General features: G+C 63.9%; 23 protein-coding genes and 1 pseudogene. 12 read left to right on the top strand and 12 right to left on the bottom strand.

The window, feature by feature from the left end; all coding sequences use genetic code 11:
* Positions 1-13: 13 nt before the first annotated feature.
* From apbC to G3T16_RS14260, 7 genes and pseudogenes are all read right to left on the bottom strand, one after another.
* Entirely contained in the window at positions 14-826 is an 813-nt protein-coding gene (apbC, locus tag G3T16_RS14280) for an iron-sulfur cluster carrier protein ApbC (protein ID WP_163495824.1), read from the bottom strand.
* A 108-nt stretch (positions 827-934) separates the two neighbouring features.
* Positions 935-3,088 carry a peptidylprolyl isomerase gene (locus tag G3T16_RS14275; RefSeq protein ID WP_163495823.1) on the bottom strand — a complete coding sequence of 718 codons (2,154 nt, stop codon included), beginning with the start codon at positions 3,086-3,088 and terminating at the stop codon, positions 935-937.
* 83 nt (positions 3,089-3,171) lie between these two features.
* Positions 3,172-3,507: a TonB-dependent receptor gene (locus G3T16_RS22515; RefSeq protein WP_197911682.1), complete on the bottom strand. Its 336-nt coding sequence runs from the start codon at positions 3,505-3,507 to the stop codon at positions 3,172-3,174.
* Entirely contained in the window at positions 3,489-4,286 is a 798-nt protein-coding gene (locus tag G3T16_RS21175; RefSeq protein ID WP_269473229.1) for a TonB-dependent receptor domain-containing protein, read from the bottom strand. Before G3T16_RS21175 ends, G3T16_RS22515 begins: the two co-directional genes overlap by 19 nt.
* A 632-nt stretch (positions 4,287-4,918) precedes the next feature.
* Positions 4,919-5,242, bottom strand: a pseudogene (locus tag G3T16_RS21985) (TonB-dependent receptor plug domain-containing protein); the annotation flags it as partial.
* 399 nt (positions 5,243-5,641) lie between these two features.
* Positions 5,642-5,938 (bottom strand): hypothetical protein, encoded by a 297-nt coding sequence (locus G3T16_RS14265; protein WP_163495822.1) that lies wholly within the window; start codon positions 5,936-5,938, stop codon positions 5,642-5,644.
* Complete coding sequence (locus tag G3T16_RS14260; protein WP_163495821.1) at positions 5,938-6,369, bottom strand: hypothetical protein; 432 nt, start codon at positions 6,367-6,369, stop codon at positions 5,938-5,940. Before G3T16_RS14260 ends, G3T16_RS14265 begins: the two co-directional genes overlap by 1 nt.
* Before the next feature lie 109 nt (positions 6,370-6,478).
* On the opposite strand from G3T16_RS14260, the gene metG reads away from it, so the two are divergent.
* The 7 genes from metG (at position 6,479) to G3T16_RS14225 (ending at position 13,800) form a co-directional block, all read left to right on the top strand.
* Positions 6,479-8,146 carry a methionine--tRNA ligase gene (metG, locus tag G3T16_RS14255; protein ID WP_163495820.1) on the top strand — a complete coding sequence of 556 codons (1,668 nt, stop codon included), beginning with the start codon at positions 6,479-6,481 and terminating at the stop codon, positions 8,144-8,146.
* Positions 8,147-8,475: 329 nt separating this feature from the next.
* Entirely contained in the window at positions 8,476-9,054 is a 579-nt protein-coding gene (gene rsxA / locus G3T16_RS14250) for an electron transport complex subunit RsxA (protein WP_163495819.1), read from the top strand.
* 4 nt (positions 9,055-9,058) lie between these two features.
* Positions 9,059-9,673, top strand: coding sequence for an electron transport complex subunit RsxB (rsxB, locus tag G3T16_RS14245; protein ID WP_163495818.1), 615 nt, complete (start codon positions 9,059-9,061; stop codon positions 9,671-9,673).
* Positions 9,670-11,412: an electron transport complex subunit RsxC gene (rsxC, locus tag G3T16_RS14240; RefSeq protein ID WP_163495817.1), complete on the top strand. Its 1,743-nt coding sequence runs from the start codon at positions 9,670-9,672 to the stop codon at positions 11,410-11,412. The genes rsxB and rsxC overlap by 4 nt, the downstream gene beginning before the upstream one ends.
* The gene (gene rsxD, locus G3T16_RS14235; protein ID WP_163495816.1) at positions 11,412-12,440 is read left to right on the top strand and encodes an electron transport complex subunit RsxD; all 1,029 of its coding nucleotides are present in this window, start codon (positions 11,412-11,414) and stop codon (positions 12,438-12,440) included. Before rsxC ends, rsxD begins: the two co-directional genes overlap by 1 nt.
* Complete coding sequence (gene rsxG / locus G3T16_RS14230; RefSeq protein ID WP_163495815.1) at positions 12,440-13,090, top strand: electron transport complex subunit RsxG; 651 nt, start codon at positions 12,440-12,442, stop codon at positions 13,088-13,090. Before rsxD ends, rsxG begins: the two co-directional genes overlap by 1 nt.
* The gene (locus G3T16_RS14225) at positions 13,087-13,800 is read left to right on the top strand and encodes an electron transport complex subunit E (protein WP_163495814.1); all 714 of its coding nucleotides are present in this window, start codon (positions 13,087-13,089) and stop codon (positions 13,798-13,800) included. The genes rsxG and G3T16_RS14225 overlap by 4 nt, the downstream gene beginning before the upstream one ends.
* 7 nt (positions 13,801-13,807) lie before the next feature.
* On the opposite strand, the gene G3T16_RS14220 is transcribed toward G3T16_RS14225, so the two are convergent.
* The 4 genes from G3T16_RS14220 to G3T16_RS14205 all read right to left on the bottom strand — a co-directional run bounded on the left by G3T16_RS14220 (position 13,808) and on the right by G3T16_RS14205 (position 17,156).
* Entirely contained in the window at positions 13,808-14,209 is a 402-nt protein-coding gene (locus G3T16_RS14220) for a hypothetical protein (protein ID WP_163495813.1), read from the bottom strand.
* Positions 14,210-14,219: 10 nt separating this feature from the next.
* A complete protein-coding gene (rimI, locus tag G3T16_RS14215; RefSeq protein ID WP_163495812.1) occupies positions 14,220-14,663 on the bottom strand; it encodes a ribosomal protein S18-alanine N-acetyltransferase in 444 nt (147 codons plus the stop codon).
* Entirely contained in the window at positions 14,660-15,631 is a 972-nt protein-coding gene (locus G3T16_RS14210; protein ID WP_163495811.1) for a hypothetical protein, read from the bottom strand. The genes rimI and G3T16_RS14210 overlap by 4 nt, the downstream gene beginning before the upstream one ends.
* Positions 15,632-16,301: 670 nt before the next feature.
* Positions 16,302-17,156: a glycosyltransferase family protein gene (locus G3T16_RS14205; protein ID WP_163495810.1), complete on the bottom strand. Its 855-nt coding sequence runs from the start codon at positions 17,154-17,156 to the stop codon at positions 16,302-16,304.
* 409 nt (positions 17,157-17,565) lie between these two features.
* On the opposite strand from G3T16_RS14205, the gene G3T16_RS14200 reads away from it, so the two are divergent.
* The 3 genes from G3T16_RS14200 to G3T16_RS14190 all read left to right on the top strand — a co-directional run bounded on the left by G3T16_RS14200 (position 17,566) and on the right by G3T16_RS14190 (position 22,041).
* Entirely contained in the window at positions 17,566-18,801 is a 1,236-nt protein-coding gene (locus G3T16_RS14200) for an Nramp family divalent metal transporter (protein WP_163495809.1), read from the top strand.
* Positions 18,802-19,115: 314 nt separating this feature from the next.
* Positions 19,116-21,287, top strand: a complete 2,172-nt coding sequence (locus G3T16_RS14195; RefSeq protein WP_163495808.1) for an Ig-like domain-containing protein — start codon at positions 19,116-19,118, stop codon at positions 21,285-21,287.
* A gap of 163 nt (positions 21,288-21,450) precedes the next feature.
* Positions 21,451-22,041 carry a NapC/NirT family cytochrome c gene (locus G3T16_RS14190; protein WP_163495807.1) on the top strand — a complete coding sequence of 197 codons (591 nt, stop codon included), beginning with the start codon at positions 21,451-21,453 and terminating at the stop codon, positions 22,039-22,041.
* Between the two features lie 32 nt (positions 22,042-22,073).
* Here the strand turns inward: G3T16_RS14190 and G3T16_RS14185 are convergent, their stop codons facing one another.
* Complete coding sequence (locus G3T16_RS14185) at positions 22,074-22,289, bottom strand: hypothetical protein (protein WP_163495806.1); 216 nt, start codon at positions 22,287-22,289, stop codon at positions 22,074-22,076.
* Here G3T16_RS14185 and G3T16_RS14180 point away from each other — a divergent pair.
* Both G3T16_RS14180 and G3T16_RS14175 read left to right on the top strand, forming a co-directional pair.
* Entirely contained in the window at positions 22,283-23,626 is a 1,344-nt protein-coding gene (locus G3T16_RS14180) for a cytochrome c3 family protein (protein ID WP_163495805.1), read from the top strand. The two genes, G3T16_RS14185 and G3T16_RS14180, sit on opposite strands and share 7 nt — an antisense overlap.
* Positions 23,626-24,507: a DmsE family decaheme c-type cytochrome gene (locus tag G3T16_RS14175; protein WP_163495804.1), complete on the top strand. Its 882-nt coding sequence runs from the start codon at positions 23,626-23,628 to the stop codon at positions 24,505-24,507. Before G3T16_RS14180 ends, G3T16_RS14175 begins: the two co-directional genes overlap by 1 nt.
* Positions 24,508-24,604: the final 97 nt, after the last annotated feature.

The raw sequence follows: 24,604 nt of genomic DNA, 5'->3' as shown, positions 1-24,604 counted from the left end.
GTGCGCCTACCCCTCAATCGTCGGAAATGCTGATGTCGGGGAAGGCCGAGCCGGCATCCCCGCCCTGCTGCAAGGCATCCCGGACCGCTCTCGCCACCTCCAGGTACAAGGCCGCCTCGGGCCCGTCGGGTGCGGCCATTACCGTCGGTGTGCCGGCATCGGTCTGCTCGCGGATGGACAGGGCCAGCGGCAGGCTGGCCAGCAGTGGCACGCCGTAGTCCCGCGCTACCCGTTCGCCGCCGGCGCTGCCAAAGATGTGCTCGGCGTGGCCACACTGGCTGCATATATGTACCGCCATGTTCTCCACGATGCCCAGGATCGGAACGTCAACCTTGCGGAACATCTCGATACCCTTCTGTGCGTCCAGCAGCGCGATATCCTGAGGGGTGGTGACAATTACCACACCCGCCACCTTCGCCTTCTGCGACAGCGTCAGCTGGATGTCGCCGGTGCCCGGAGGCATATCGATGACCAGATAGTCCAGTTCTCCCCACAGGGTCTGCTCCAGCATCTGCACCAGCGCCCCGCCAGCCATCGGCCCACGCCAGACCATCGGCGTGCGCTCGCTGGTCAGGTAGGCCATGGACATCGTCTTGAGCCCGTGAGCCATCACTGGCAACAGAAACTGGCCGCCCTGCTGCTCCGGCTTGACACCGTCGGCGATACCCAGCATGCGCTGCTGGCTGGGCCCGTAGATATCGGCATCCAGCAGGCCGGTGCGGCCTCCCAGGGCCTGCAGCGCCAGCGCGAGATTGACGGCGGTCGTGGACTTGCCGACGCCGCCCTTGCCCGAGGCGACGGCGATGATGTGCTTGATCGTATTCATGACTGCCCGGAAATCCGTTGGGTGTATGCATCCGCGAGCGTAGCGGCGCGGATCAGAGGGCGCCAGTATATGGACTTGCCCACAGCAGGACAATGGCAGCGGCCGGGGTCAGCCCTCCGCCACCCGGTAGGCACGCGTGATCACCACCGGGCGCTCCAGCAATTGCCGTTCCAGCATCGGTATCGGGGCCGCCTCCCTGGTGGGCAGCGCCTGTATCCGCTCCAGCAAGGGCAGGCCACGCAGCACCCGGCCGAAGGTGGCATAGCCCTGGCCATCCGGGTTGCGGGAAGCCTCGCCGGTATCCAGCCCCGGATTGTCCTGTATGTTGAAGAAGAACTCGGAAGTGGCTGTGCCGGGTTCGAGCCGGGCAAAGGCGAGCGTGGCCCGTTCATTGGGAATGCCGGTGCGCTCCGTGGTTTCGTGGGCAACTCTTGGCAACGGAGCCTCGGCCCGTTCGTAGGCGCCGATATCGCTGATGATCACCTCGCCCATCAGGCCGCCCTGGACCACGTCTATGCCGTGCTCAAGCGTTGTATTCGTGACCCGGTAGAGGGTTGCACCGTCATAGTGTCCGGCCTCCACATAGGCCAGGAAATTGGCGGTGGACAGCGGCGCCCGGCGCGGGTACAGAGCCAGCTCGATGAGGCCCAGTGTTGTCTCGAGGATTACTCGTTCGGTGCGGTCCCCGGGGTGCTGCTCCAGCCACCACTCGCGCACGTCGTCGATACGCTCGCGAGTGACCCACTGCGTATGCTGCGCCAACTGCGCCTGCGGAAAGTCGACCTCCTGGTTGCGCAGATGGGTATCGAAAAAACCGCGGACAAAATCATTCTGGATCTGCAACGCAGCACCGGCATCAATCGAGCCCAGCAGTTGCGCCCGCGCCGGGTTGCGCATGAACAGGGTAAGATCCGACAGGCCCAGGTGACGCACCCGGGACACGATAAAGCGGTACACATCCGGCCTGAGACCGGCAAGCTCCGGCCGTTCGTAGGAAAATTCATTGAACCCGCGCCGCGGCGCATCCGACCCCGGACTCACCGCCTGGGCAAGGTAGGCCGGATCCGAATACAGCATCAGGAAGGGTACCGGAATATTGGCGCCCAACGGCGTCTCGTGGAAATTTGCGCCATCCAGGTTGACCGCCGCGGCACAGCGGGAATCCACCATGCACAGCGCGCCAGTGGCTGAACCGCCGAACGACATCCCCATCTGCCCGGTACGCCGGTAGTCGCCCGCCCGCACCAGGGCCTGCACTGCTGCAGGTACCGCTGCCTGCTGCAGGGCATCGAGCACAAAACGGCGGTCCTCAAGCCAGGCCGCAGCGCTGATGGTCGCTATTCTGTCATCCCGCGCCAGCGCCTGCTCACGGAGTTGGATTTGCCCTGCACGCCGCTCGGCGAGGTCATGGCTCGCTACAGCCTGGATGAATGCCGGGGTCGGCTCCATCGCCGCGCGCATGGTTTCAATCAGGGCGGGATCCATCGCCAGGACTTCCCCGTCGGGCAGTACAGTCGGTGACGCGTCGTAGCTGTGCTGCACGGCAAACACGAGGTAGCCATGGCTGGCCAGCTCCTCCATCAGGGCCGAATTCTGGCCCGCAAAGGAGGTGTAGCCGTGGCTGTAGATCACCACCGGCAGGGCATCCGCCGCATCCAGTACAGGCGCCGCCGGGTACGCGTGAGTACTCACGTGCTTCAAGTACTGAAGCAGAAAGGGTACGCCGATGACCCGGCCCAGGCCGGTGGCCGTGGTCGCCGCCTCCAGCTCGCTGAAATAGGGCCGCGGCTCCAGCCCGGCAACTGTGGACGCCGGATACCACACCCGTATCAGCAGCCGCCGCGGTTCATCGGCCGCCGCGCCCAGCAGCCCCCTACGGCTCTCATCGATCAGCGCGAATTCAGCGCTGCCTACCGGGTGCGCCCCCGACGGGGCCGGCAAATCCCGCACTGGAAACAGGTACAGTGGCAGCACCGCGACCGCGGTCAGCAGCAACCAGAGTGTGCCGGACAGCCACGGCCTGCCGGCCCGCGGCGGTGCGCGACGCAGCGCCCCGACAATCGCCACCAGCAGGGCGAGCAGGGCCACGGCGGCCCCCGGCGCCGATTGCCAGCGGTAGTCCAACCAGCCTAAGGCGGCCGCAGCCAACCCGATCAGGGCCGCTCCCAGTAAAACCGGCCGGCGCCAGCGCCAGCGGGTGGCCCACCAGCTCAGAACAAACACCAGCAGGGCAAGCCCCAGCACACTATCGAGAAACAGCATCACTCTCTCCGCTCCAATCTCTCCGCTTCAACCCCTCACACGGTCCCCAGCCGTCAGCCGTCAGCCGAAGTGATGGGCGCAGCTCAAAAATAACTGCGCAGGGTGATTCCCACTGTCCGCGGGTGAACGCGAATTACTGCGTCCGGATCGAAGGGTGGCCGCCGCAACGCGCGCACTACGCCATCGTCATCCAGCAGGTTGTTGGCATACAGTGACAGTTCCAGAGAATTCCAGTTGACCCCCAGCCGGAGGTTGGCCACTGAATAGGCATCCATCTTGCGGTAGATGGTGGTGGGGTCGCGGTTGAACTCGGTGTGCCTGTCGTCCACGTAGACTACATTGCCCCACAGGAACCCCTCCACTCCGGGCGCCAGTGGCCGCGCATATTCGGCCCAGGCGTTCAGTGACAGCTCGGGCACATACGGGCCTTGTCGCCCTTGCTGGCGTTCAGGTTGGGCACATCGCCGTCCAGTTCGGAATTGATCCAGGAGCCGCCGAAACCCAGCGTCATGCGCTCGGACAGCTGGGCGTTAAGCTCAAACTCGAAGCCCTGGCTGACAACCTTGCCCACGTTTTCGCGGAAACCGAAACCGCAGGTAAAGCTGCGGGTGGTCTGCATATCGTCCCAGTCAATGTAGAAGTAGGCCGCATTATAGGATACCCGGCCATCGGCCAAAGTACCCTTGTTGCCAATCTCGTAATTCCATAGCTTGTCCGGATCAAAGAAGCGTACGTCCCCGCCCTGCCGGTCAACTTCCGCCAGTTCTTCTGCACAGACTGACTCCGGCACAGCGCCGTTGATGCCGCCATAACGAAATCCGCGCGCCGCCTGGACGTAGACCAGTGAATCATCGCTGATATCATAGGAGATGTTCAGCTTGGGATTGATGTCATCCACCGAGCTCTTCGGCCGCGGATCGCTGTTGGCGCCGCCGTTGAACAGGCCCGACTGGTAGAACTCGATGTCCTGCTCCCAGTTGAAGTACCGTAGCCCCCCGGTAATGGTGAAATCGCCGATGCTGTAGTAGGCTTCGCCAAAAAAAGCGTAGGTTTCAACGGTCAAGTCGTCAAAGCCATAGAACAGGTGGTCTTCGGGTGCGCCGAAAAAGGACGACGGCGTGCCCAGCACCGCATCGGCTCCCGGCACGGGAAACGTATTGAGATAAAACGTGTCCGTCTTGTCGAAATAGGCGCCCACGGTCCACTGCAGCGCCGATTCGTAGCTGGAACTGAGGCGCAACTCCTGGGAGAAAACTTCAATGTCGGTGCTGTCCACCAACTCATGGGGTGTAATCCCAGGGGCAGCGACAGCTCGAAAATCAGATCCAGCGAGCGGCGGTTGACAAGCTCGCGGTCGAAATACGAGCTGGACGAGGTGAACTCCGCCCAGCCCAGGTCATAGACCAGGGTCATGTTGTACACCTGCATTTCATCGTCGTAACCATCGAAGGACGGATAGTTGCGGGTCAGAAACGGGGTCGCATCGAGGTCCTCCGGCCGGCCGTTGTCGGAATAGTCGTGGGCCATCACCGTAAAGTCGGCCGTCAGGTCCTCGGTAAGCAGAGCGCGCGCACTCACCTTGAAGCCCTTGCTGACGCCGTCATTGATATCGTTTTCGCCGGTGAGCTCGTTATCGATATAGCCACCGAAGTCGGTGTAATAGCCGCTCGCCCGAATTGCCAGCTTGTCATCGATCACCGGGACATTGACCATGCCCTTGACGCCATAGGTCTCGCTGCCGTGGGCGATGGTCGCGGCATCGAGTTCGAGCATGCCACTGACGCCCTCGAAATCGGGTTTCTTGGAAATCTGGCGAATCGTGCCCGCCATGGCACCGGCTCCGAACAGGGTGCCCTGCGGGCCGCGCAGCACCTCCACCCGCTCCAGGTCAAACAGCGCGATCTCGGGATTCATCGCACCGAGGGAAATGGGGATGTCGTCCAGATAAATGCTGACCGTCTCCTGGTTCTGGGTGTCATTGTCATTGCCCGCGCCATTGGCGATACCGCGGATGAAGATACGGGTCCGTCCCGGGCCGTTCTGATAGGCCGTCAGACTCGGCACCTGGGTCAGCAGGTCGGTAAAGTCCTGCGCACCCATGCGCTGTATCAATTGCTCACTTACGACGTTGATACTGATCGGTACGTCAAACATGCTCTCCGAGCGCTTGCGCGCCGACACCACCACTTCCTCCAGTCGCGGAGAGGTCCCAGGCTCCGCCGCGGCCTGGGCGCGGGCGGGCTGGCTCAGCGCTACGGCCAGACCATTGCCTGCAATCATCAGCGCCAGAGCCAGGGTGGAGCGGGACAGGAACACAGGGGAGCGGTCCCCCAAACAGCGCAAGGTGGCAGGTTTCATGTAATCCCCCAATGGGCGCACAAGAGACATGGCTGCGCGTTTGCGCGGCCGTTTTTTGTTGCCAGCAGACTAAGTGCAGCCCCGGCGGTGGTCAAGTGTATTTAGCCTTTCGACCCCGTCCGGCAGCTCAGGTGCCGGCACGTGGCGCGTCACCCAGCGCGGCAACGCGATCGTGAACCGCTTGCAGCGCGGCCCTTACTGCCCTCGCGCGATCCCCCCGGGTGGGCCGCCATGAAGTTGCAGCCAGTCGCGGTGGATATAGGCTATGCGCAGCGGGATGCGCTGCATTCCCAGAATGTGGGCGGCGGTAAAGCGTTTGCGTCCGGAATTGGCCTTGATAACCTCACCGCGGCGGCCGATCGCCACCTTGAGTTCGTCGGGGGCCAGTCCCGGCCTGAAACCGTCCTCTTCCAGGGACGACAGCAGGGCCAACTGGCTTTCGCAAAAGGCCAGGGCCCTGTCCCGCGTATCAAGACGCAGGCCCTTGTTCACTACTTCCCAGGGCGGCCCTCGCGGATGCGCTGCAGCAGGTAGTCCATGGTGGCGCTGGTTTCGAGGCGGTGCCGATGGGTCCAGATATCCAGCATCAGGCGGTAGCGCGGATTCTCCTCCAACGGGGCGGCGTGCCGGTCCCAGTCTCCGGACCAGATGAACAACCTGCGCTGCACATCCTCCTCCCTGACATAGCGATCAATCAGTGCAGGGGGAGCCCGCAACAGGGTCAGATCCGGCAGCCTGGCGATGGCGTTGCGGCGCGACAGGATCCGGTCCGGCACCCAGCCGCAGCGGGTCCAGAGTGTCCAGGCCAGGTAGCCCAGCGGCCGGCGCACCAGATGGTACCAGCCGCCGCGGACGTACCCCACCAGGCGCAACCGGCATACGCGCAGAGTAAAAACCAATCGCCGTAGAAGTTTGGTGAGCATCGCTGTCCCTGGCAGAGTTGACCGGCGCGCATCATCGCAGAAGTGAAACCGGACCACAAAACCGCTATAGTAGCGCCCCTTTTTTTGAATTAACGGACTCCGCTACCCGATGGCCGACCACAGTGCGCGCAAAATTCTGGTGACCAGCGCCCTCCCCTATGCCAATGGCTCCCTGCATCTGGGCCACCTGCTGGAGATGGTGCAGACCGATATATGGGTGCGCTTCCAGCAATCCCGCGGCCACGATTGCCTCTACGTGTGCGCCGACGATGCCCACGGCACCGCCATCATGCTGACCGCCGAAAAGCTCGGCATCACCGCGGAACAGCAGATCGCCCGGGTTCAGCAGGAACACGAGCGCGACAGCGCTGGCTTCCTGATCGGCTTTGACAACTTTTACAGCACTCACTCCGACGAAAACCGCTACTGGAGCGAGGAAATCTACCGCCGCCTGCAGGCCAACGGACATATTGCCAGTCGCCTGGTCACCCAGGCCTTCGACCCGGAGAAAAACCTGTTTCTGGCGGACCGCTTCATCAAGGGCAGCTGTCCGCGCTGCAAGACCCCGGACCAGTACGGCGACAACTGCGAAGCCTGCGGCGCCACCTATACCCCGGCGGATCTGATCGATCCGGTATCGGCGCTGTCCGGGGCGCGGCCGGTACAAAAAGACTCGACCCACTATTTTTTCACCCTGCCCGCATTCGCGGACATGCTCACTGCCTGGATCGACTCGGGCACACTGCAGCCCCAGGTGGCCAACAAACTGCGCGAGTGGACCGATGCCGGCCTGCAGGAATGGGACATCAGCCGCGACGCGCCCTATTTCGGTTTTGAGATCCCCGGGGCGCCGGGCAAGTACTTCTATGTCTGGCTGGACGCCCCCATCGGCTATATCGCCAGCTTCCAGAACTACTGCACCCGCACCGGCCGCGACTTCGACAGCTACTGGCAGCGGGACACGGACGCCGAGCTGTACCACTTCATCGGCAAGGACATCATCAACTTTCACGGCCTGTTCTGGCCGGCCATGCTGGATTCCGCCGGCCTGCGCACCCCCACCGCCATCTATGCCCACGGCTTCCTGACCGTCAACGGCACCAAGATGTCCAAGAGCCGGGGCACCTTCATCAAGGCCAGCACCTACCTGGAACACCTGGACCCCGAGTACCTGCGCTATTACTTCGCCGCCAAGCTGAGCGGCGCGGTGGACGACATCGACCTCAACCTGGGCGACTTCGTGCAGCGGGTCAACGCCGACGTGGTGGGCAAGATCGTCAATATCGCCAGCCGCTGTGCCGGCTTTCTGCGCAAGGGCTTCGACAACCGCACCACGGCGAGCTGCAGCGAGCCCGAGTTATTGCAGGCCTTCATCGACGAGGGCACAGTCATCGCGCAGTACTACGAGCAGCGCGAATTCAGCAAGGCAATCCGGGCCGTGGTCGCACTGGCGGACCGCGCCAACCAGTATATCGACGAGCACAAACCCTGGGTGCTGGCCAAGGAAGCGGGGCGGGAACAGGAAGTACACGCGATCTGCAGCCTGGGGATAAACCTGTTCCGGGTATTGATGATCTACCTGAAACCGGTACTGCCGGCCATGGCGGACAAGGCGGAGAAGTTCCTGAACTGCTCACTGGACTGGACCGCGCTGCCCGGCCCCCTGCTGGACCACGAACTGGCCCCCTTCCAGCCGCTGATGACCCGGGTTGACCCTGCCCGGGTCGATGCCATGCTGGCGGCGAGCGCCGAACAGACCGACGCCGGCCAGGGCTAAGCCGTGGCCGGACAGGTTCTAAGCTGACCTCCGAGAGGAATGGTACTTACCCGGGACCTGCTGCGATATGAGGGCGCTACTGCCGGAGAGTGCTTTCGAGACCGTTTGCCGCATGGATGCGGCAACCGAGCCCCCATGGATGGGTCTACGGCGTGTCTCGAAAGCACTCTCCGGCAGTAGTGCCCGGATTAAAGACACCCCAACGCTCCCGGATTACAGGCACCCAACCGCTAAAGTAAGTGCCATTCATCCCGAGAGGTGATTGTGTCCCGGCGAGCAACTGCTTACCATTGCGGGTTTGCCACACTTTACCGCGGACCAGAGAAACCGTGCTAGCCGACTATTCCATCCTGTTGATCAGCGCCATCCTGGTAAACAACTTCGTGTTGGTCCAGTTCCTGGGCCTGTGCCCGTTCATGGGGGTGTCCAACCGGCTGGAAACCGCGATGGGGATGTCCATGGCAACCGCCTTTGTCCTCACCCTGGCCTCGGCCTGCAGCCACCTGACCTACAACCTGTTGCTGCAGCCGCTGGGGCTGGAGTACCTGCGCACCATCTCCTTTATTCTGGTGATCGCGGTGGTCGTGCAGTTCACCGAGATGGTGGTGCGCAAGAGCAGTCCGCTGCTGTATCGCGTACTGGGCGTCTACCTGCCGCTGATCACCACCAACTGTGCCGTGCTGGGAGTGGCGCTGCTCAACCTCAACAAGGACCACAACTTCCTGCAGGCGCTGTTCTATGGCTTTGGGGCCGCTGCGGGCTTTGCCCTGGTGCTGGTGCTGTTCGCCGCAATGCGCGAACGGCTGGCGGTCGCGGACGTGCCGGAACCCTTCCGCGGCGCCGCCATCGGCATGGTCACCGCGGGCCTGATGTCACTGGCCTTCATGGGCTTCGCGGGCCTGGTGTAATGGCATGATGCAGCTGATCTCACAGTATCCACTGCTGGCGGCACTGCTGGCACTGGTGGGCCTGGGCGCCCCTTTCGGCGCTCTGCTGGGCTTCGCTGCAATACGCTTTCGTACCGAGGGCGATCCGGTCGCCGACCAGATCAACGACATTCTGCCGCAGACCCAGTGCGGCCAGTGCGGGTTTCCCGGCTGCCGCCCCTATGCCGAGGCCATCGCCGCGGGCGAGGCCATCAACAAATGTCCTCCCGGTGGCGAGGCGACCATTCACGAGCTGGCCGAGCTGCTGGACGTAGAGCCCATACCACTGGACGCAGAACACGGGGAGGAAAAGGTCAGGACGGTCGCCTGGATCCGCGAAGCCGAGTGCATAGGCTGCACCAAATGCATCCAGGCCTGCCCGGTGGACGCGATTCTCGGCGCCGCGAAACAGATGCACACCGTGATCGCCAGCGAATGCACGGGCTGTGACCTCTGCGTCGAACCCTGCCCGGTGGATTGCATCGACATGATCCCGGTGCAACAGGGCCTGCAGAGCTGGCACTGGCAGCTACCGGATCCGGTCAGCCGCCGGGTGGAGATCATCGCTTCGGACGCCAACAGCGGGGAGCGGGCGGCATGAGGCGGGTATTCGACTTCCACGGTGGCATTCATCCGGCCGAGAACAAACAGCAGTCCCTGACCCGGGGCATCCGCCAGGCGGGCGTGCCGGAGCAACTGACACTGCCGCTGTCCCAGCATATCGGTGCTCCGGCACAGCCGGTGGTCGCGGTGGGGGAGCAGGTATTGAAGGGACAGCTGATCGCCGAAGCGCGTGGGCATGTGAGCGTGCCGCTGCACGCTCCCAGCTCGGGCGTCGTCGCGGCCATTGCCGAACGCCCTATTCCGCACCCGTCAGGCTACAGCGCGAAGTGTATCGTGATCGACTGCGATGGCCGCGACCAGTGGGCGCCGCTGCACGGCGTGGCGGATTACCGGGACCATGAGCCCACCCAGTTGCTGGAGCGGATTCGCGCCGCCGGCATCGCTGGCCTTGGCGGAGCCGGCTTTCCCACCGCGATCAAACTGGCGGGCAAGCCCGGCGCCAGCATCCGCACATTGATTATCAACGGCACCGAGTGCGAACCCTATATCACCGCCGACGATATCCTGATGCGGGAGCGGGCCGGAGACATCCTGGCCGGCATCGCCATCCTGCGCCACATCCTCCATCCGGAGCAGGTGCTGATCGGCGTCGAGGACAACAAGCCCGAGGCGATCGCCGCGCTGCGCAGCGCCGCCGCCGATGCTGAGCCCGGCCTCGAAGTGATTGCCTTCCCGACCAAATACCCCTCCGGCGGGGAAAAACAGCTGATCGAGATTCTCACCGGACTGCAGGTCCCCAGCGGCGGCCTACCGGCGGATATCGGCATCGTCTGCCAGAATATCGGCACCGTGGTGGCAGTGCGCGATGCGATCGTCGATGGCAGGCCGCTGATCTCCCGCATCACCACCGTCACCGGCGAGGCAGTGGCCGCGCCGCAGAACTTCGAGGTATTGCTGGGCACCCCGATGCAGTACCTGCTGGATCTCGCCGGCTTTCAACCCGAGCACTGCCTGCGCCTGATCATGGGCGGGCCGATGATGGGATTCACCCTGGCCAGCGCGGCCGTGCCGGTGGTGAAGACCACCAACTGTATCCTGGCGCCCAGCGCCAGCGAACTGCCACCCCCGCCGCCGGCCCAGGCCTGCATCCGCTGCGGCCTGTGTGCCCAGGCCTGCCCCGCCAGCCTGCTGCCCCAGCAGCTGTTCTGGTTCGCCCAGGGCAAGGAGGTGGAGAAACTGGAGCAGCACAATCTGTTTGACTGCATTGAGTGCGGTGCCTGCTCCTGGGTCTGTCCCAGCCATATCCCGCTGGTGCAGTACTACCGCGCCTCGAAGGCGGAGATTCTGCAGCAGCGCCACGATCACGAGAAGGCCGAACAGGCCCGGCTGCGCTTTGAAGCCCGCCAGGCGCGCATCGTCCGCGAAGAGCAGGAGCGCGAGGCCATGCGCGCGGCGCGCAAGGCCGCTGCGGAGCAGCGGGCCCGGCAGGCGGCGGCCAAGGGCAGCGAAGATGACCCGGTGCAGGCCGCGATAGAACGCGCCAAAGCGAAAAAGGCCGCGCAGCAGAGCGGAGATGCCGCTACCCCGGAGCAGCAGGCCGCCGCGCAGTTGGATGCACTGCGGCAGCGGCTGGAAAAATCCGAGCAGCGGCTGGCAGAGGGCCGCGCCGCCGGTGAACAGGAGAAAATCCTGGTCGCGCTGGAAGCGACCGTGCAGCGACTGCGCGAGAAGATTGCCGCCGCCGAGGCCGCAGCGCCGCAGCCGGAGACCCACTGATGCCACTGCTGCGAATCAGCTCCCCCCACGCCCACGGCAGTACCAGTACCGCTTCCATCATGCGCCAGGTATTGCTGGCGACCCTGCCCGGGATACTGGTACTGACCCATTTCTTCGGCTTCGGCACGCTGGTGAACATCGCCTGGGCCTGCGTGGTGGGGCTGGCCTGCGAGGCGTTGGCGCTGGCACTCAGGCGCCGGCCGCTGGGCTTTTATCTGCGCGATTACAGCGCCCTGGTGACAGCAACCCTGTTGGGCATCGCGCTGCCACCCGGCTCGCCCTGGTGGCTGATCGCGGTGGGGATGGCCTCCGCCATCCTGCTGGCCAAGCATCTGTATGGTGGCCTGGGCTACAACCTGTTTAATCCGGCGATGGTTGGCTACGTGGTACTGCTGATTTCGTTTCCGGTGCAGATGACCGCCTGGACCCCACCGCGCGGCCTGGGCGAGGTGCCCGGGCTGTGGCAGGCGCTGCAGGCCTGCTTCCTGCCGGCCTGGTATGACGGGGTGACGATGGCGACACCCCTGGATGTGCTGCGCCAGAACGACGGCCTGCTGTTGCAGGACCTGTGGCAACAGACGCCCCAGTTCGGGCGCTGGGCCGGCCTGGGCTGGGAGTGGGCCAACCTGGCCTTCCTGGCGGGCGGCCTGTGGCTGTTGTACCGGCGCGTTTTCAGCTGGCACGCACCGCTGTCGATGCTGGCCAGCCTGGCGCTGTGCGCCGCGCTGTTCTACGACGGCGGCAGCTCCGCCAGCGGCGGCTCACCACTGTTTCACCTGCTCAGCGGGGCCACCATGTTCGGTGCATTCTTCATCGTAACCGACCCGGTCACCTCCGCCGTGTCAGTGCGTGGACGGATGATGTTTGGTGCCCTGGTGGGGCTGCTGGTCTACCTGATCCGGGTCTGGGGCAGTTACCCGGACGCGGTGGCCTTTGCGGTGTTGATCATGAACTTCGCGGCGCCCTTCATCGATCACTATACCCAGCCGCGCACCTACGGGCACCGCAAGCCGCGGGGTGAAACCTGATGCTGGGGCAATCGATTACCCGCAACAGTTTGCTGCTGGCGCTGTTCGCGCTGGTGACAGCGTTGCTTATTTCCGGCACCTGGCTGCTGACCCGCGACACCATTGCCGCGGAGCAGCGCAAGGCGGAGGAGCGGGCGCTGCTGGAAATCCTGCCACGCACACTGCACGACAACAGCATGCTGGACGATACCGTGCCGCTGGCAGCCAGCACACCGGGCCTGGGCCTGCGCCGGGACCGGCAGGTCTATGTCGCCCGCCGCGACGGCGAACTGGTGGCCGTGATCGTCCCGATCATTGCCCGCGATGGCTACAGCGGCGACATCGAACTGATTGTCGGCATCATGGCCGATGGCAGCATCGCCGGTGTGCGGGCGTTGACTCACCGGGAAACACCGGGGCTGGGCGACAAGATCGAGCTGGGTAAATCCGACTGGATGCTGGACTTCGATGGCCGCTCCCTGGACGATCCGGCGCCGGCCCAGTGGGCAGTACGCAAGGACGGCGGCGCATTCGACCAGTTTACCGGCGCCACCATCACCCCGCGGGCCGTGGTCGCCGCAGTCCACAGAGCCCTGCAGTATGCCGACAGCCAGCGTGCTACCCTATTGCGGGAGCCCACAGCAGGCAGTGACAGCGGAGACGAAACTTGAGCACCCCGCGCTACAGCGACCTCACCCTGAACGGGCTGTGGAAGAACAATCCGGCCCTGGTACAACTGTTGGGCCTGTGCCCGCTACTGGCCGTCACCGGCAGCGTGGTCAATGCGCTGGGGCTGGCCGCGGCCACCACTCTGGTACTGGTCTGCTCCAATACCTCGGTGTCGCTGATCCGCAATATCGTCTCCGACGCGGTGCGGCTGCCGGTGTTCGTGATGATCATCGCCTCGGCGGTCACCTGCACCGAACTGCTGATGCAGGCCTTTGCCTATGAGCTGTACCAGATCCTCGGTATCTTCCTGCCGCTGATCACCACCAATTGCGTAATCCTGGGCCGGGCGGATGCCTTTGCCAGCAAGAATGCGCTGGGGCCGGCCGCCTTCGACGGATTGCTCATGGGACTGGGCTTCGGCGTCGTGCTGGTGTTGCTGGGAGGGTTACGGGAGCTGGTCGGGACCGGCACGCTGTTCGCCAACATGGACCTGCTGTTCGGGCCGGGCGCGGCCAGTTGGGAATGGGTCGTGGTGGCCAGCTACCAGCCCTTCCTGCTGGCCATCCTGCCGCCCGGCGCGTTCATCTTTACCGGCCTGCTGATCGCCGGCAAGAACCTGGTGGACGGCCAGATCAAGCGCCGCCAGGACGCCCGCAAGGCCGCACCGGTTAAAGGCGCCAAGCGGGTGCGGGTGACCGGGACGATCAGTTGAGCGCGGGCTAACGATTCGTGGTCAGCGAGTCCAACAGCTCATCCACCGCGCCATCGTCCATGCCGCGGTTATCCAGGTCACAGCTGTAGGTAATAAACAACAGCAGGCTGCCATTGGCGACATACCACTCCCGTACCGCCGCGTCACCTTCGGCAAATGCCGCCCGCCAGCCCCGGAAATCCCCCAGTTCAACCTGCTGCCACTGTTGCTCGGCCTCGCTTTCGTTGCCGGCGATACGCAGTAGCTCTGCCTGGTCGAAATGGCCATCGGCTTTGTGCAGGGTGCTGATCTCGATACAGCCCACGTCATCCTGATCGCCCACCAGCACGGTGTCCTCGTCCTCGTCCACCTCGCCCCACCATTCGGGTGGCAGTGCCATGGCCCACCAGTCGGTTTCCAGCACATTCATGCCCTGCTCCTCAAATATCCCGCGACATCAGTATCGCGTCCTCCCGGCCCCCGGGCAGCGGATAGTAGTTCCTGCGGGTACCGTCGACGCTAAAGCCGAGCGCGGCGTACAGCCGCCGGGCCGCGGTATTGGAACGGCGCACTTCCAGCTGGCAACAGCGCACCTGGTTCCGCGCCAGCTCCGCCAGCACCGCCTCCAGCAACTGCGCACCGAAGCCCTGGCGGCGCGCTGACACGGCCACCACAATATTGTGGATACTGGCCTCGTCCAGCACCTGGGCGAAGACGATAAACCCCAGCAGCTCCGGGCCCCGCTCCAGCATCAGGCCCCGCTCGGGGTTACTCGCCAGTCCGGTACAGGCGGGACGGTACTGCGACGCCGACCAGGGATAGGGGGACGCGTCCGCATCGAGCGCGGCCATGCGGGCCGCATCGCGCGGCTGCGCCAGTCTCAACTCCGGACTGGTGGGCACAATACGGCCAGCGCTTCCCAGGCCTCCCGCTTGCGCAGGGGCTGGGCCAGCATCTCGGCGGTGGCGGGCAGGCTGACCGTCGTCACTGCCTCCAGCTCAACGGGCAACAACCGCTCGCCACTGGTCGCGCCCAGCAACACCAGCGCCCGACACTGTTTTTCCTGCAGCTGCCGCAATACGAAACTGGTGAGGGCCGTCGCCGCCGCTGCCTCGCCCAGATCCAGCTGGCGATTCTGGTGCAGGGGCCAATCAAAACGTGTCAGCCGTGCCGTCTCCTGCCGACCCGACAGGGCGAAGGCCATCGCCTGAATCAGCTGGATCTGCTCAGCGGCCGGCCCTCCGGCGTTTACCGCTTCCAGCCACAGGCAGTCCCCCGCCACCACCGCGGCCATATGAAACTCCGGTACGCTCTGCGCCGCCGCTCGCGAGGAAGCGGCAGGTGACAGCGCGACGGTGGTGTTGTCCCTGACTGCCTGCAACCGCGGCATCCCGGCTGGCGCCACCGGCGCTGCAGTGTTGGGTTCCGGGCCGGCAACTGCGGCGCCTTCACTGGCTGTCTGCAACTGCGGTTTTCCGACGGAGGCCTCCGGGGGTGCAGTATCGGCTTGCCGACCGGCCACCGCGGCGCTGTCGTTGGTTGTGTGCAACCGCGGCATCCCGGCTGGGGGTTCCGGAACCGTAGCGTCAGCTTCCCCACCGGCCCGCGCGGCGCTACCGCTGCTGGTCTTCGGCAGCCCCCGCATTCCGGTGGGAGCCGTGCGTGCACTAATAGACTCCGGTCCAGTGGCTGCAGGCATCCCGGGCGCCTCTGCAGAAGCCCGTTTGCGCGGCGGCCAAGGATAGCCCGGAGCACTGGGGGCCGCGCCGGTCAGGGGGTATTGCGCCACCAGCAATTGCAGCCCCAGCCCATCGAAATAGGCCAGCTTGTTCAGCTCATGCGTAACAGACATGACGGATCCGGTAGTGAAATTCGGGCAGTTTACCAGCTTTCAACACCAATTCCCCATCCCGATAAACACGACAACCCCAACCTCAAACCCCTTATCGGCTTCATAGGCCCATAGGGTGGGTAGAGCAAAGCGAAACCCACCAATACAGTTCACTCACAACCACTTCCACATCGTCGGGTTTCGCTTCGCTCAACCCAACCTATAAACGGATTGCCATTTCCAATATAAGGCGGTATCCGGAAGTACCTGATCCATACGGCACCAGAGGCTTCTGATCCGTACGGTCCGCAAAGGCATCTAATCCATACGGATCCAGAGGCGCCATAGGGTGGGTAGAGCGGAGCGAAACCCACCAATGCAGTTCACTCACAACCACTTCCACATCGTCGGGTTTCGCTTCGCTCAACCCAACCTATAAACGGATTGCCATTTCCAATATAAGGCGGTATCCGGAAGTACCTGATCCATACGGCACCAGAGGCTTCTGATCCGTACGGTCCGCAAAAGGCATCTAATCCATACGGATCCAGAGGCGCCATAGGGTGGGTAGAGCGGAGCGAAACCCACCAACGCGGCTCACCCGCACCCCAATATCGGGTTTCGCTCCCCCGCCCGGCCAACGGCTCACCCGTCTTCGAAGCCCGCTAGCTCACCACGCACTGCCCCCAACCTAGATCCAGCGCCAGCCGTGGCTGTTGAAAAACCGTATTCCAGAACGCAGGAACCAGCAGCGATGGCGCCAGCCCTTAGCTGCGCTGCCACCGCCAAAATGGCGTATCGTCATCTGCGGCAGGCAATAGACCCGGCCCAACCGGGCCAGCCGCAGGGACAAGTCGAAATCTTCGAAGTACAGAAAATAGCGTGGATCAAAACCGCCCACTTCCCGCCACGAACCAGCCCGCAGCAGCATGCAGCAACCGCTGGCCAGCGGCACCTCGACCGGGGTTTCCATCAGCTCCACCTCGTGCATCTCATAGACAGCGAGCTGCCGCGCAAACACAGCCCGCAGCGGCGCCGGCGCAAATGCGCGCAGCACGAGCGCCAACACGGTGGGGTAGCGCTTGCCCAGATGCGCCGGCGCATCATCGCCGTCCCGGCCGCGGGGGCAAACCAGCACCGCATCAGGCTCCGTCTGGAGGAACTGCAGGCCCGTGCTCAGCGCGTCCCGGTCCAGCTCCACATCCGGGTTCAGGACCAGGTACAGATCACTGTCCCGGTGGTCCCGCAGCGCCCCATTGTGACCGGCGCCGTAGCCGCCGTTGTCGGCCGCGGCCCGGCAACGCAATGACACCCCCGCAGCGGCCCAATCAAGCCGCTCCAGTGTGGACCCCAGTCGCTGGTGATACGCGGGTGCCACCGAGTTGTCCTCAATGACCACGCCGGCCTCTGCCAACACGCCCTCCTCACGAGCCGCGGCCACCGCTGCCAACAGACTGGTCAGGGTCAGTTCGAGACACGCCAGGTCGCTGTGGTAGAGAACCACGGAGACGGTAAGTGATGCTGCTGACTTGAGGGTGGGATTCATGGCGCGCAATGGTAGCAGCAGGCCCCTGCCGCCAGCCAGCACCCAGTTCGTGAACCTCGAAGCTGCAAGTCCTGACTCAAGACACTTACTCAGGAATTTTTCTCTCGTTCCAGGGGCCTGGGTTGGTGGTTCTCAATGAAGAGTGGTGGCGGCCGGAGGCGGGAACTCCCTTGCAGGACACGCTGTGAATACGTCCTTGTACGCTCGGCGTCGGCATCCATGCCTCCGACGGTCCTGCAAGAGAGTTCCCGCCCCCAGCCTTCGCTTCCAATTCCGCATGCCTTTTGGGATCTAGCCAAGTAAGAGGGCCGAAGTGTGTACCATTCGGGTCTCATCACAGTGGCAGTGGCGGACCGAGGGCCGAATACTGTTAATATCGCCCGTTTACCACAGGGAGGCGGGACTGAGGATGGGCACAGGCAAACGGCGGACAGCTATCGGCTTCGGCCCCGGCATTCTGGTGACAGCGGCCTTTATCGGCCCGGGCACCATCACCACGGCCAGCAGCGCCGGGGCCCACTTCGGTTATGCGCTGATCTGGGCGCTGTTGTTCTCGGTATTCGCGACCATCGTGCTGCAGGAAATGAGCGCCCGCCTGGGCCTGGTTACCCGCGAGGGCCTGGCGGAGGCCATGCGCAGTCACTTCCGGAGTCCGTTGTTCGGGAACCTGGCAGTGGTGCTGATTGTCGCCGCCGTAGGTCTGGGCAATGCGGCCTATGAAGCGGGCAATATCGCCGGCGCCGCGCTGGCGCTCACCACGGTAAGTCCGGTCGGCAGCGGCACCTGGTCGCTATTGATCGGTCTGGGGGCCGGGCTGCTGCTGGCCAGCGGCCGCTACCGTGTTCTCGAAGGGGTGCTGATCGCGCTGGTACTGGTGATGAGCATCGTGTTTCTGCTGACCGCGATCCTGGTTGCGCCCTCGTTGGGCGAGATCGTCGCCAGTCTGCTGCCGCCGCAATTGCCTCCGGGTTCGGTGATGACGGTGATCGCGCTGATTGGCACCACAGTCGTGCCCTATAACCTGTTTTTGCATGCCAATTCCGTGCGTGAGAAGTGGTCCGCCGAGATTCCGCTGGGAGACGCAATCCGGGCTTCGCGGTTGGACAGTGGCCTCTCCATCGGTCTGGGCGGCCTGATCACACTGGCCATTCTCAGTACCGCCGCGGCAGCCTTCTTCGGTACCGGATTGGTATTCGATGGCGGTTCGCTGGCCCTGCAGCTGGAGCCGCTACTCGGTCCCGCCGCCCGCTATGTGTTCGCCGCCGGCTTGTTTGCCGGCGGCCTCACCAGTGCGATCACCGCTCCGCTGGCTGCCTCTTACGCAGTCTGTGGCGCCATGGGCTGGCGCAACAGTTTGCACGGACGCGGCTTCCGGCTGGTGTGGGCGACGGTGCTGCTGACAGGCACCACGTTTGCAGCGCTGGGCAGTAAACCGCTGACCGCCATCCTGTTCGCGCAAATGGCCAATGGCCTGCTGTTGCCGGTGGTGGCAGTATTCCTGCTGACCGTGATGAACAGCAAAGCCCTGCTTGGGGAATACCGCAATGGACCCGCAGCCAATCTGCTGGGGAGCGCGGTGGTGCTGGTCGCTGTCGCCCTGGGGCTGGTAAAACTGCTGGGGGTACTGGGCCTGCTGCAGGCCTGAAGCAATTTCCGGCCCTTTGCACCAAAAGAGCTTGCCAAAGCCGGGCGCAGGTGGAGTATTGTTCCGACTGTGCCGGAGGGAATCATCGCAGCCCGCCAGAGCAGCGACTGAATCGAGGCATTGAATTGGAGTACTCCAGGGTTTGTGCAGAAAATTACAAAAAGTTTGTATCATCATGTTATTCATGAAGTTTTGTGATCACAACCGTGGTAACCTCTTGCGGGGGTTGGCCGGTCCAGACCGCATCCAGGGAGAAACGGCTGGAACTGCACAATAAGACCTTCCTGATTACAGCGGGCACAAAGGGGAAGACAATGACTAATCGGTTCGCCACACTCACCAGCAGGCTCGCCGCCGTGCTTGCCCTGGTCCTGACGCTGTTTGCCTGTGGGGGCGGCGGTGGCGGGGGTGGCAGCGGCTTTCTGCCCGGCGACGATGACACGTATTTTCTCGATCTGGTGATGGTCGATCCGGTAGGCAACCCAACCGATACCATCAGCTCCACAACCCCGGCCACGCTGTACGTGACCGTTACCCGCAACGGTCGCAACGGCGCTCCGGTAAGTGGCCAGGTGGTCTCGGCGCAAAGTGAACTGGCATTGATTACGCCCGATTCGGGTACTGCCCTGACCGACGACGATGGCGTCGCCACGCTGCAGGTGGAGTCCGACGGCACGCTGGGAGCCGGGTCAATAGAAGTATCGGTTGACGCGCCGGACGGCACCGTCACCCAATCGATCAACTTCCAGGCCATTCGGGCCGCGCTGCGGCTGGGTCATTTCCGCGACGGCGAATTCATCAACGGCGAGCTGGGCACCAGCGCCGACTCGATCCCACGCGCCGGCACCGCCGCCATTACAGTCTCTGCGGTGGACGAGGACGACAATCCGGTCGACACCGCAGAAGAAGTCCGCTTCAGCAGCGGCTGTGAGCGCTCGGGAACGGCCAGCTTCTCGGAAAATCCCCTGACCCTTGAGAACGGCCGCGGCACCATCGAATATACCGCCGCAAACTGCAATGGCGAAGATGAAATCACAGCCACCCTGGTGGGCACCTCCACCACTGCTTCCGCCACGATTTTCGTCGCACCCGCGCAGGTCACATCCATTATTTTTGAATCGGCCGAACCTCCCGTCCTGGCGCTGAAGGGTACCGGTGGCGGTTCCGGGCTGCAGGAAACCGGCTTCGTTACGTTCCGGGTGGTGGACGCCGACAACACGCCGCTCTCGGGCGTGGAAGTCGACTTCGAGCTGACCACCGACATCGGCGGGATCACTCTGGCCCAGAGCCGCGGCGTCTCCAATGCCGAAGGCCTGGTCACTACCGTGGTGCAGTCCGGCAATGTGGCGACAGCCGTACGCGTGACCGCCACTATCGAAGCCAATGCCCCCGACGGCAGTCTGCTGACGTTGACCACGGTCTCCGATGTGCTGGCAATCACCACCGGCCTGCCGGACCAGAATTCAATAAGTCTGTCAGCTGAGAGTCTCAACGTGCCCGGCGCGCGTCAGCTCGACGGTGTACAAATAGAGTTGACTGTTCGCATGGCAGACAAGTTCAACAATCCGGTGCCAGATGGCACAGCGGCGGTGTTCCGAACCGAATACGGCTCCATAGAGGGCTCCTGTGCGACCGGGGCCGAAGGCGAAGCCGGCGCCTGTACAGTTATTTGGACCAGCCAAGCACCGCGCTTTCCGACCTTTAACGCTGACCTGGTGCGCACCACTAATGACTCCGAATACAATTGCCCCAGTCACAGTGAACCCAGTGGTCCCTGCCCGGACGACCTTGGCTATATCCGTGGCATGCGCTCCACGGTACTGGTAACAGCACTAGGCGAGGAATCCTTTATCGATCAGAATGGCAATGGACTCTACGACGAGGGTGAACCCTTTGATGATCTCGCTGAAGCCTTCATCGACCACAATGAAGACGGCCGCTACAACCCGGCCCGGGGCTGTGTGCCCAGCTCCGCACTCTGCGAAGCCGCCGGTTCCGAGGAGACCTTCGTCGACTTCAACAACGACGGGGTATTCAACCTCGGCAATGGCATCTACAACGGGGTACTCTGTCCGCCGGAAGGCGACGGGGTATTCTGCAGCAGAAAACTGGTCAATGTGCGAGACAACATCGTACTGATACTGGGATCGGAAACCGGGTTTGATATCCTGCTGATCGACAATGGCACCCTGCGCGAGCCAACTGTACTGCGTACCGGCCGTATCTACCGTGGTTATATCGCCGACCAGTACAACAACGCACCCGACGGAGAATTCAGCGTAAGAGTGGAAGGCGACTCTGGCTGCGAAATTGAAGGGGATGACATCGATATTGAGATTGCCGATAGCAACAGCCGGGGCGCCTATAGGCTACCTCAGTTCAGAATTACAGAGAACAATGGCGGCATCGTTCGTATAACACTCAGTGGCCGCAACACCGAGGTCATTGCCACCTATCCTTGCCAAGAGCCTCCACCAGAAGACTGAGTCCGGTTCACCCCGCGGTCCTGCGTGATATTTAACTGGCACTGACCGACGTCCCGAAGCCGCGGCGGACTAGATACACTACGGCTCGCCCGCCCGCCTTGCGGGCGAAGACAGCCTGCACTACTCTGTAAACAGGATATTCGCAAAAAATAAGGGGCTGTAAATGTCCAGCCGGACATTGGGGGAATGGCTACGCAGTCTGCGCCGACCTTCAGCGCGCCATTCCATCCTGGCGTTGGTGGCGGTGGGGATCGCCATCGGCCTGGCGATCTGGGCGTCATGGAATTTCGGCATGGAGGCCACCGGCACCGAGGAGTTTTGCCTCAGCTGCCATGAAATGCGCGACAACCCCTGGCCGCAATTGCAACAGACCAGTCACTACAGCAATGCCGCCGGCATCAAGGCCACCTGCACCGACTGCCACCTGCCAAAGGAATTCATCCCCAAAATGGTGCGCAAGATAGAGGCCTCGCGCGAGGTCTGGGGCAGCCTGATCGGGTTGATCAACACCCGGGAAAAATACATTGCCCACGCCCCTGCTATGAAGGCTCGCGAGATCGCGCGGTTGCGCGCCAATGATTCCCAGGAATGCCGCAACTGCCACGTGGTGGAACGCATGCAACTCACGCTGCAGTCACGCCGGGCGAGAGAATACCACCAGGCCATGGCGAGCAACGGCAAAACCTGCATCGACTGTCATGTGGGCATCGCCCACCCTGGCAGCGCCGGGCAAGCCGCTGCCGGCAGCCACTGATGATCGTGATACAGGGAGAGTAGAAAATGCTGCTACGTATCCTGAGCTTGAGCCTGGCACTGTTGCCAACAACAGGCCTGCACGCGCAGGCGGCCGACCCCGGCTATACCGAGGCCGGAGCGCAAGCCTGCCTTGGCTGTCACGACTTTGGCGAGAGCTCTCCGGTACATCCGCTGCTGGCGGGTGCCCACGGCGCGGCCGATCAGCCCGGCACGCCGATGGCGGGCCGCGGCTGCGAGGAATGCCATGGCCCAGTGCCGACCACACCCGCTCGCCCACCGCAGTGGCCCCCGGCGTCAGCTTTGGTCCGCGCTGGTCCGCCACTGCCGAGCAGCAGAACAGCCAGTGCCTGCAGTGTCACGGCGATGACGCGGCCCGCCACTGGGAAGGGGCCCACCACCAGCGCCAGGACCTGAGCTGTGTGACCTGTCACGACATACACATCACCGGCGACCCGGTCATGCAGCCCGCAACCCAGCGGGAAGTCTGCACCGTGTGTCACAAGGAGCAGCAATCCGGCATTCACGAGATGGAGCGGGCAGCGTCGTTTAATCCGCCCTGCAGCAGCTGCCACAGTCCCCATGACCGGCAATCCCCCCATCAGGTCATGCTCGGCAATCGCTCGGCGGGCTGCGCCGGCTGTCACAACCTGGTGGCAATGGCCGATGATCCCCAGGTATCGCCCAAGGCCACCAGTTACCACAAGGTCATGGCCCAGCAGGACAAGAGCTGTCTCAACTGCCATGTCGGTATCGCCCATGGCACCGCAGAGGGTGTCGCCGCCCAGGTGCGCGAGGCGCGCAATGCACGCCGGCTGACCCTGTTTTACCCCGGCCAGTCCGACAGTGAGTGGCTCTTGAGTGAACATCCCGGCTCCCAGCCGCTGCGTCAGGGCAGTAACTGCCAGCAGTGCCATCGAGGCGAAGAGGCCGATATGGGCAAGGCTCTCGCCGGAGACGGCGTCGCCGCCGTCAGCCGCGATATCTCGATCGGCTTTGCCCGCCGCGGCGACGAACTCGAAATCGAGATCAGCTGGCGGGGCCCCGCCGATGACCAGGATATCGCCCTGATGTGGGGCGACGGACGCAACGAGGCGTTCAGCTCCGCCGGCTGCTTCGCCGCCTGTCACAGCGATATGCCCGGGATGACCCGCGATCGAGGCCAGCAGATGGACAAATACCTGCTGGCCTCGCGCCTGCAGCAACGCCAGATCGGCCGGCCCGCCATCGTCAGGGACGAGGCGGCCCTGGCCCGCTTGCGCGAAGCCGGAAATTTCGCCGAATTGTGGCGAGTCAAGTTGCAGCGACAAGCCGCGACAGTGGAAACCGCTACCGTCCTGGCCCAGCTCGAATGGCACCCCGCCACGCTGGTGACCGCCAGCGCCAGCCACAGTGACGGGCGCTGGCGGGTCTCATTGCGGCGGCAATTGCAGGGCGGATCTGGCAGCCTGGATTTCGCCAGCGCGCAGCAAATGACCTTTGGCGTCGCCCTGCACGGCGCCGACCGGCCCGGAGGCAAACACTGGGTGTCGCTGCCCCAGACCTTCTCCATGGGCGCAACCCACACCGACTTCAAGGCGCAATAATGACCCTGCGCGCGACCCTACTGCTGCTGGCGCTGGGACTGAGCGCGCTGTGTACCGGCGCCAATGAACAGTCTCAGCCGGATTGCCTGGCCTGCCACACCGCCACGGCTGATGTCGCGGTACATGCTGTTTTCCACACCGTTCACGGCGCTCTTGACGGCGGCGGCGCCGCGGCCTGCAGCGCCTGCCACGGCGCCAGTGAGGCCCACGCCCGGCGTCCCACCGACGCCGCGCCGCAAGTGAGTTTTGGTCCGCGCTGGCAAGCCGAGGCGGAGGCCCGGGACGGCGCCTGCCTAGGCTGCCATGCCGGCGGCAGCGCCCTGCATTGGGCCGGCAGTGAGCACCAGCAGGAAGGCCTGGACTGCGCCAGCTGCCACCGCAGCCATCGGCAGCAGGACCCGGCACTGAATGAGAGCGAATCCCAGGCCGTGTGTGTCAGCTGTCACAGCAGGGTGCGGGCAGAGCTGCTACTGCCCTCGCGCCATCCCATTGCCGAGGGCAAAACAGCCTGCGGCGATTGCCACAACCCCCACGGCGCCCTGACCGGCGCCAGCTTGCGGGAGCCCAGCCTGAACGAACAATGCTTCACCTGCCACCAGGACAAGCGCGGCCCTTTCCTGTGGGAGCATCCGCCAGCGGCAGAGGACTGCGGACTCTGCCACCGGCCCCACGGCGCAGTTCACGACCGGCTGTTGACCGTACGCGGCCCGGCCCTGTGTCAGCAGTGTCACGCGGCCGCCTTCCATCCCAGCCTCCCCTACGGCAGCGAGGGCCTGGCAGGCGGCGGCGCCAACCGCAACCTGCTGGGCAAGAACTGCCTGAACTGTCACAGCCGGATCCATGGCAGCAACCATCCCTCCGGCGCCCGGCTGGCCCGATGAGAGCCGCAGCGGTGGGCAGGTTGGGTCGTCGCCGGGCCTTTGCCACAGTCCTGTGCCTGGGGCGGCCACCGCGCAGGCACAGGACAGGTTTGCGGCT

This window comes from Kineobactrum salinum, assembly GCF_010669285.1.
Lineage (GTDB): Bacteria > Pseudomonadota > Gammaproteobacteria > Pseudomonadales > Halieaceae > Kineobactrum > Kineobactrum salinum.
Note: the sequence above shows the minus strand (reverse complement) of the source record. Positions and strands in the feature narration are given on the sequence as shown.

Excerpts from the sequence above, each read along its gene's own strand:
- apbC (WP_163495824.1), bottom strand. The coding sequence starts at position 826 with ATGAATACGATCAAGCACATCATCGCCGTCGCCTCGGGCAAGGGCGGC.
- G3T16_RS14275 (WP_163495823.1), bottom strand. The coding sequence starts at position 3,088 with ATGCTGTTTCTCGATAGTGTGCTGGGGCTTGCCCTGCTGGTGTTTGTT.
- G3T16_RS14260 (WP_163495821.1), bottom strand. The coding sequence starts at position 6,369 with ATGCTCACCAAACTTCTACGGCGATTGGTTTTTACTCTGCGCGTATGC.
- metG (WP_163495820.1), top strand. The coding sequence starts at position 6,479 with ATGGCCGACCACAGTGCGCGCAAAATTCTGGTGACCAGCGCCCTCCCC.
- rsxB (WP_163495818.1), top strand. The coding sequence starts at position 9,059 with ATGATGCAGCTGATCTCACAGTATCCACTGCTGGCGGCACTGCTGGCA.
- rsxC (WP_163495817.1), top strand. The coding sequence starts at position 9,670 with ATGAGGCGGGTATTCGACTTCCACGGTGGCATTCATCCGGCCGAGAAC.
- rsxD (WP_163495816.1), top strand. The coding sequence starts at position 11,412 with ATGCCACTGCTGCGAATCAGCTCCCCCCACGCCCACGGCAGTACCAGT.
- rsxG (WP_163495815.1), top strand. The coding sequence starts at position 12,440 with ATGCTGGGGCAATCGATTACCCGCAACAGTTTGCTGCTGGCGCTGTTC.
- G3T16_RS14220 (WP_163495813.1), bottom strand. The coding sequence starts at position 14,209 with ATGAATGTGCTGGAAACCGACTGGTGGGCCATGGCACTGCCACCCGAA.
- G3T16_RS14210 (WP_163495811.1), bottom strand. The coding sequence starts at position 15,631 with ATGTCTGTTACGCATGAGCTGAACAAGCTGGCCTATTTCGATGGGCTG.
- G3T16_RS14205 (WP_163495810.1), bottom strand. The coding sequence starts at position 17,156 with ATGAATCCCACCCTCAAGTCAGCAGCATCACTTACCGTCTCCGTGGTT.
- G3T16_RS14200 (WP_163495809.1), top strand. The coding sequence starts at position 17,566 with ATGGGCACAGGCAAACGGCGGACAGCTATCGGCTTCGGCCCCGGCATT.
- G3T16_RS14195 (WP_163495808.1), top strand. The coding sequence starts at position 19,116 with ATGACTAATCGGTTCGCCACACTCACCAGCAGGCTCGCCGCCGTGCTT.
- G3T16_RS14190 (WP_163495807.1), top strand. The coding sequence starts at position 21,451 with ATGTCCAGCCGGACATTGGGGGAATGGCTACGCAGTCTGCGCCGACCT.
- G3T16_RS14180 (WP_163495805.1), top strand. The coding sequence starts at position 22,283 with ATGCCATGGCCCAGTGCCGACCACACCCGCTCGCCCACCGCAGTGGCC.
- G3T16_RS14185 (WP_163495806.1), bottom strand. The coding sequence starts at position 22,289 with ATGGCATTCCTCGCAGCCGCGGCCCGCCATCGGCGTGCCGGGCTGATC.
- G3T16_RS14175 (WP_163495804.1), top strand. The coding sequence starts at position 23,626 with ATGACCCTGCGCGCGACCCTACTGCTGCTGGCGCTGGGACTGAGCGCG.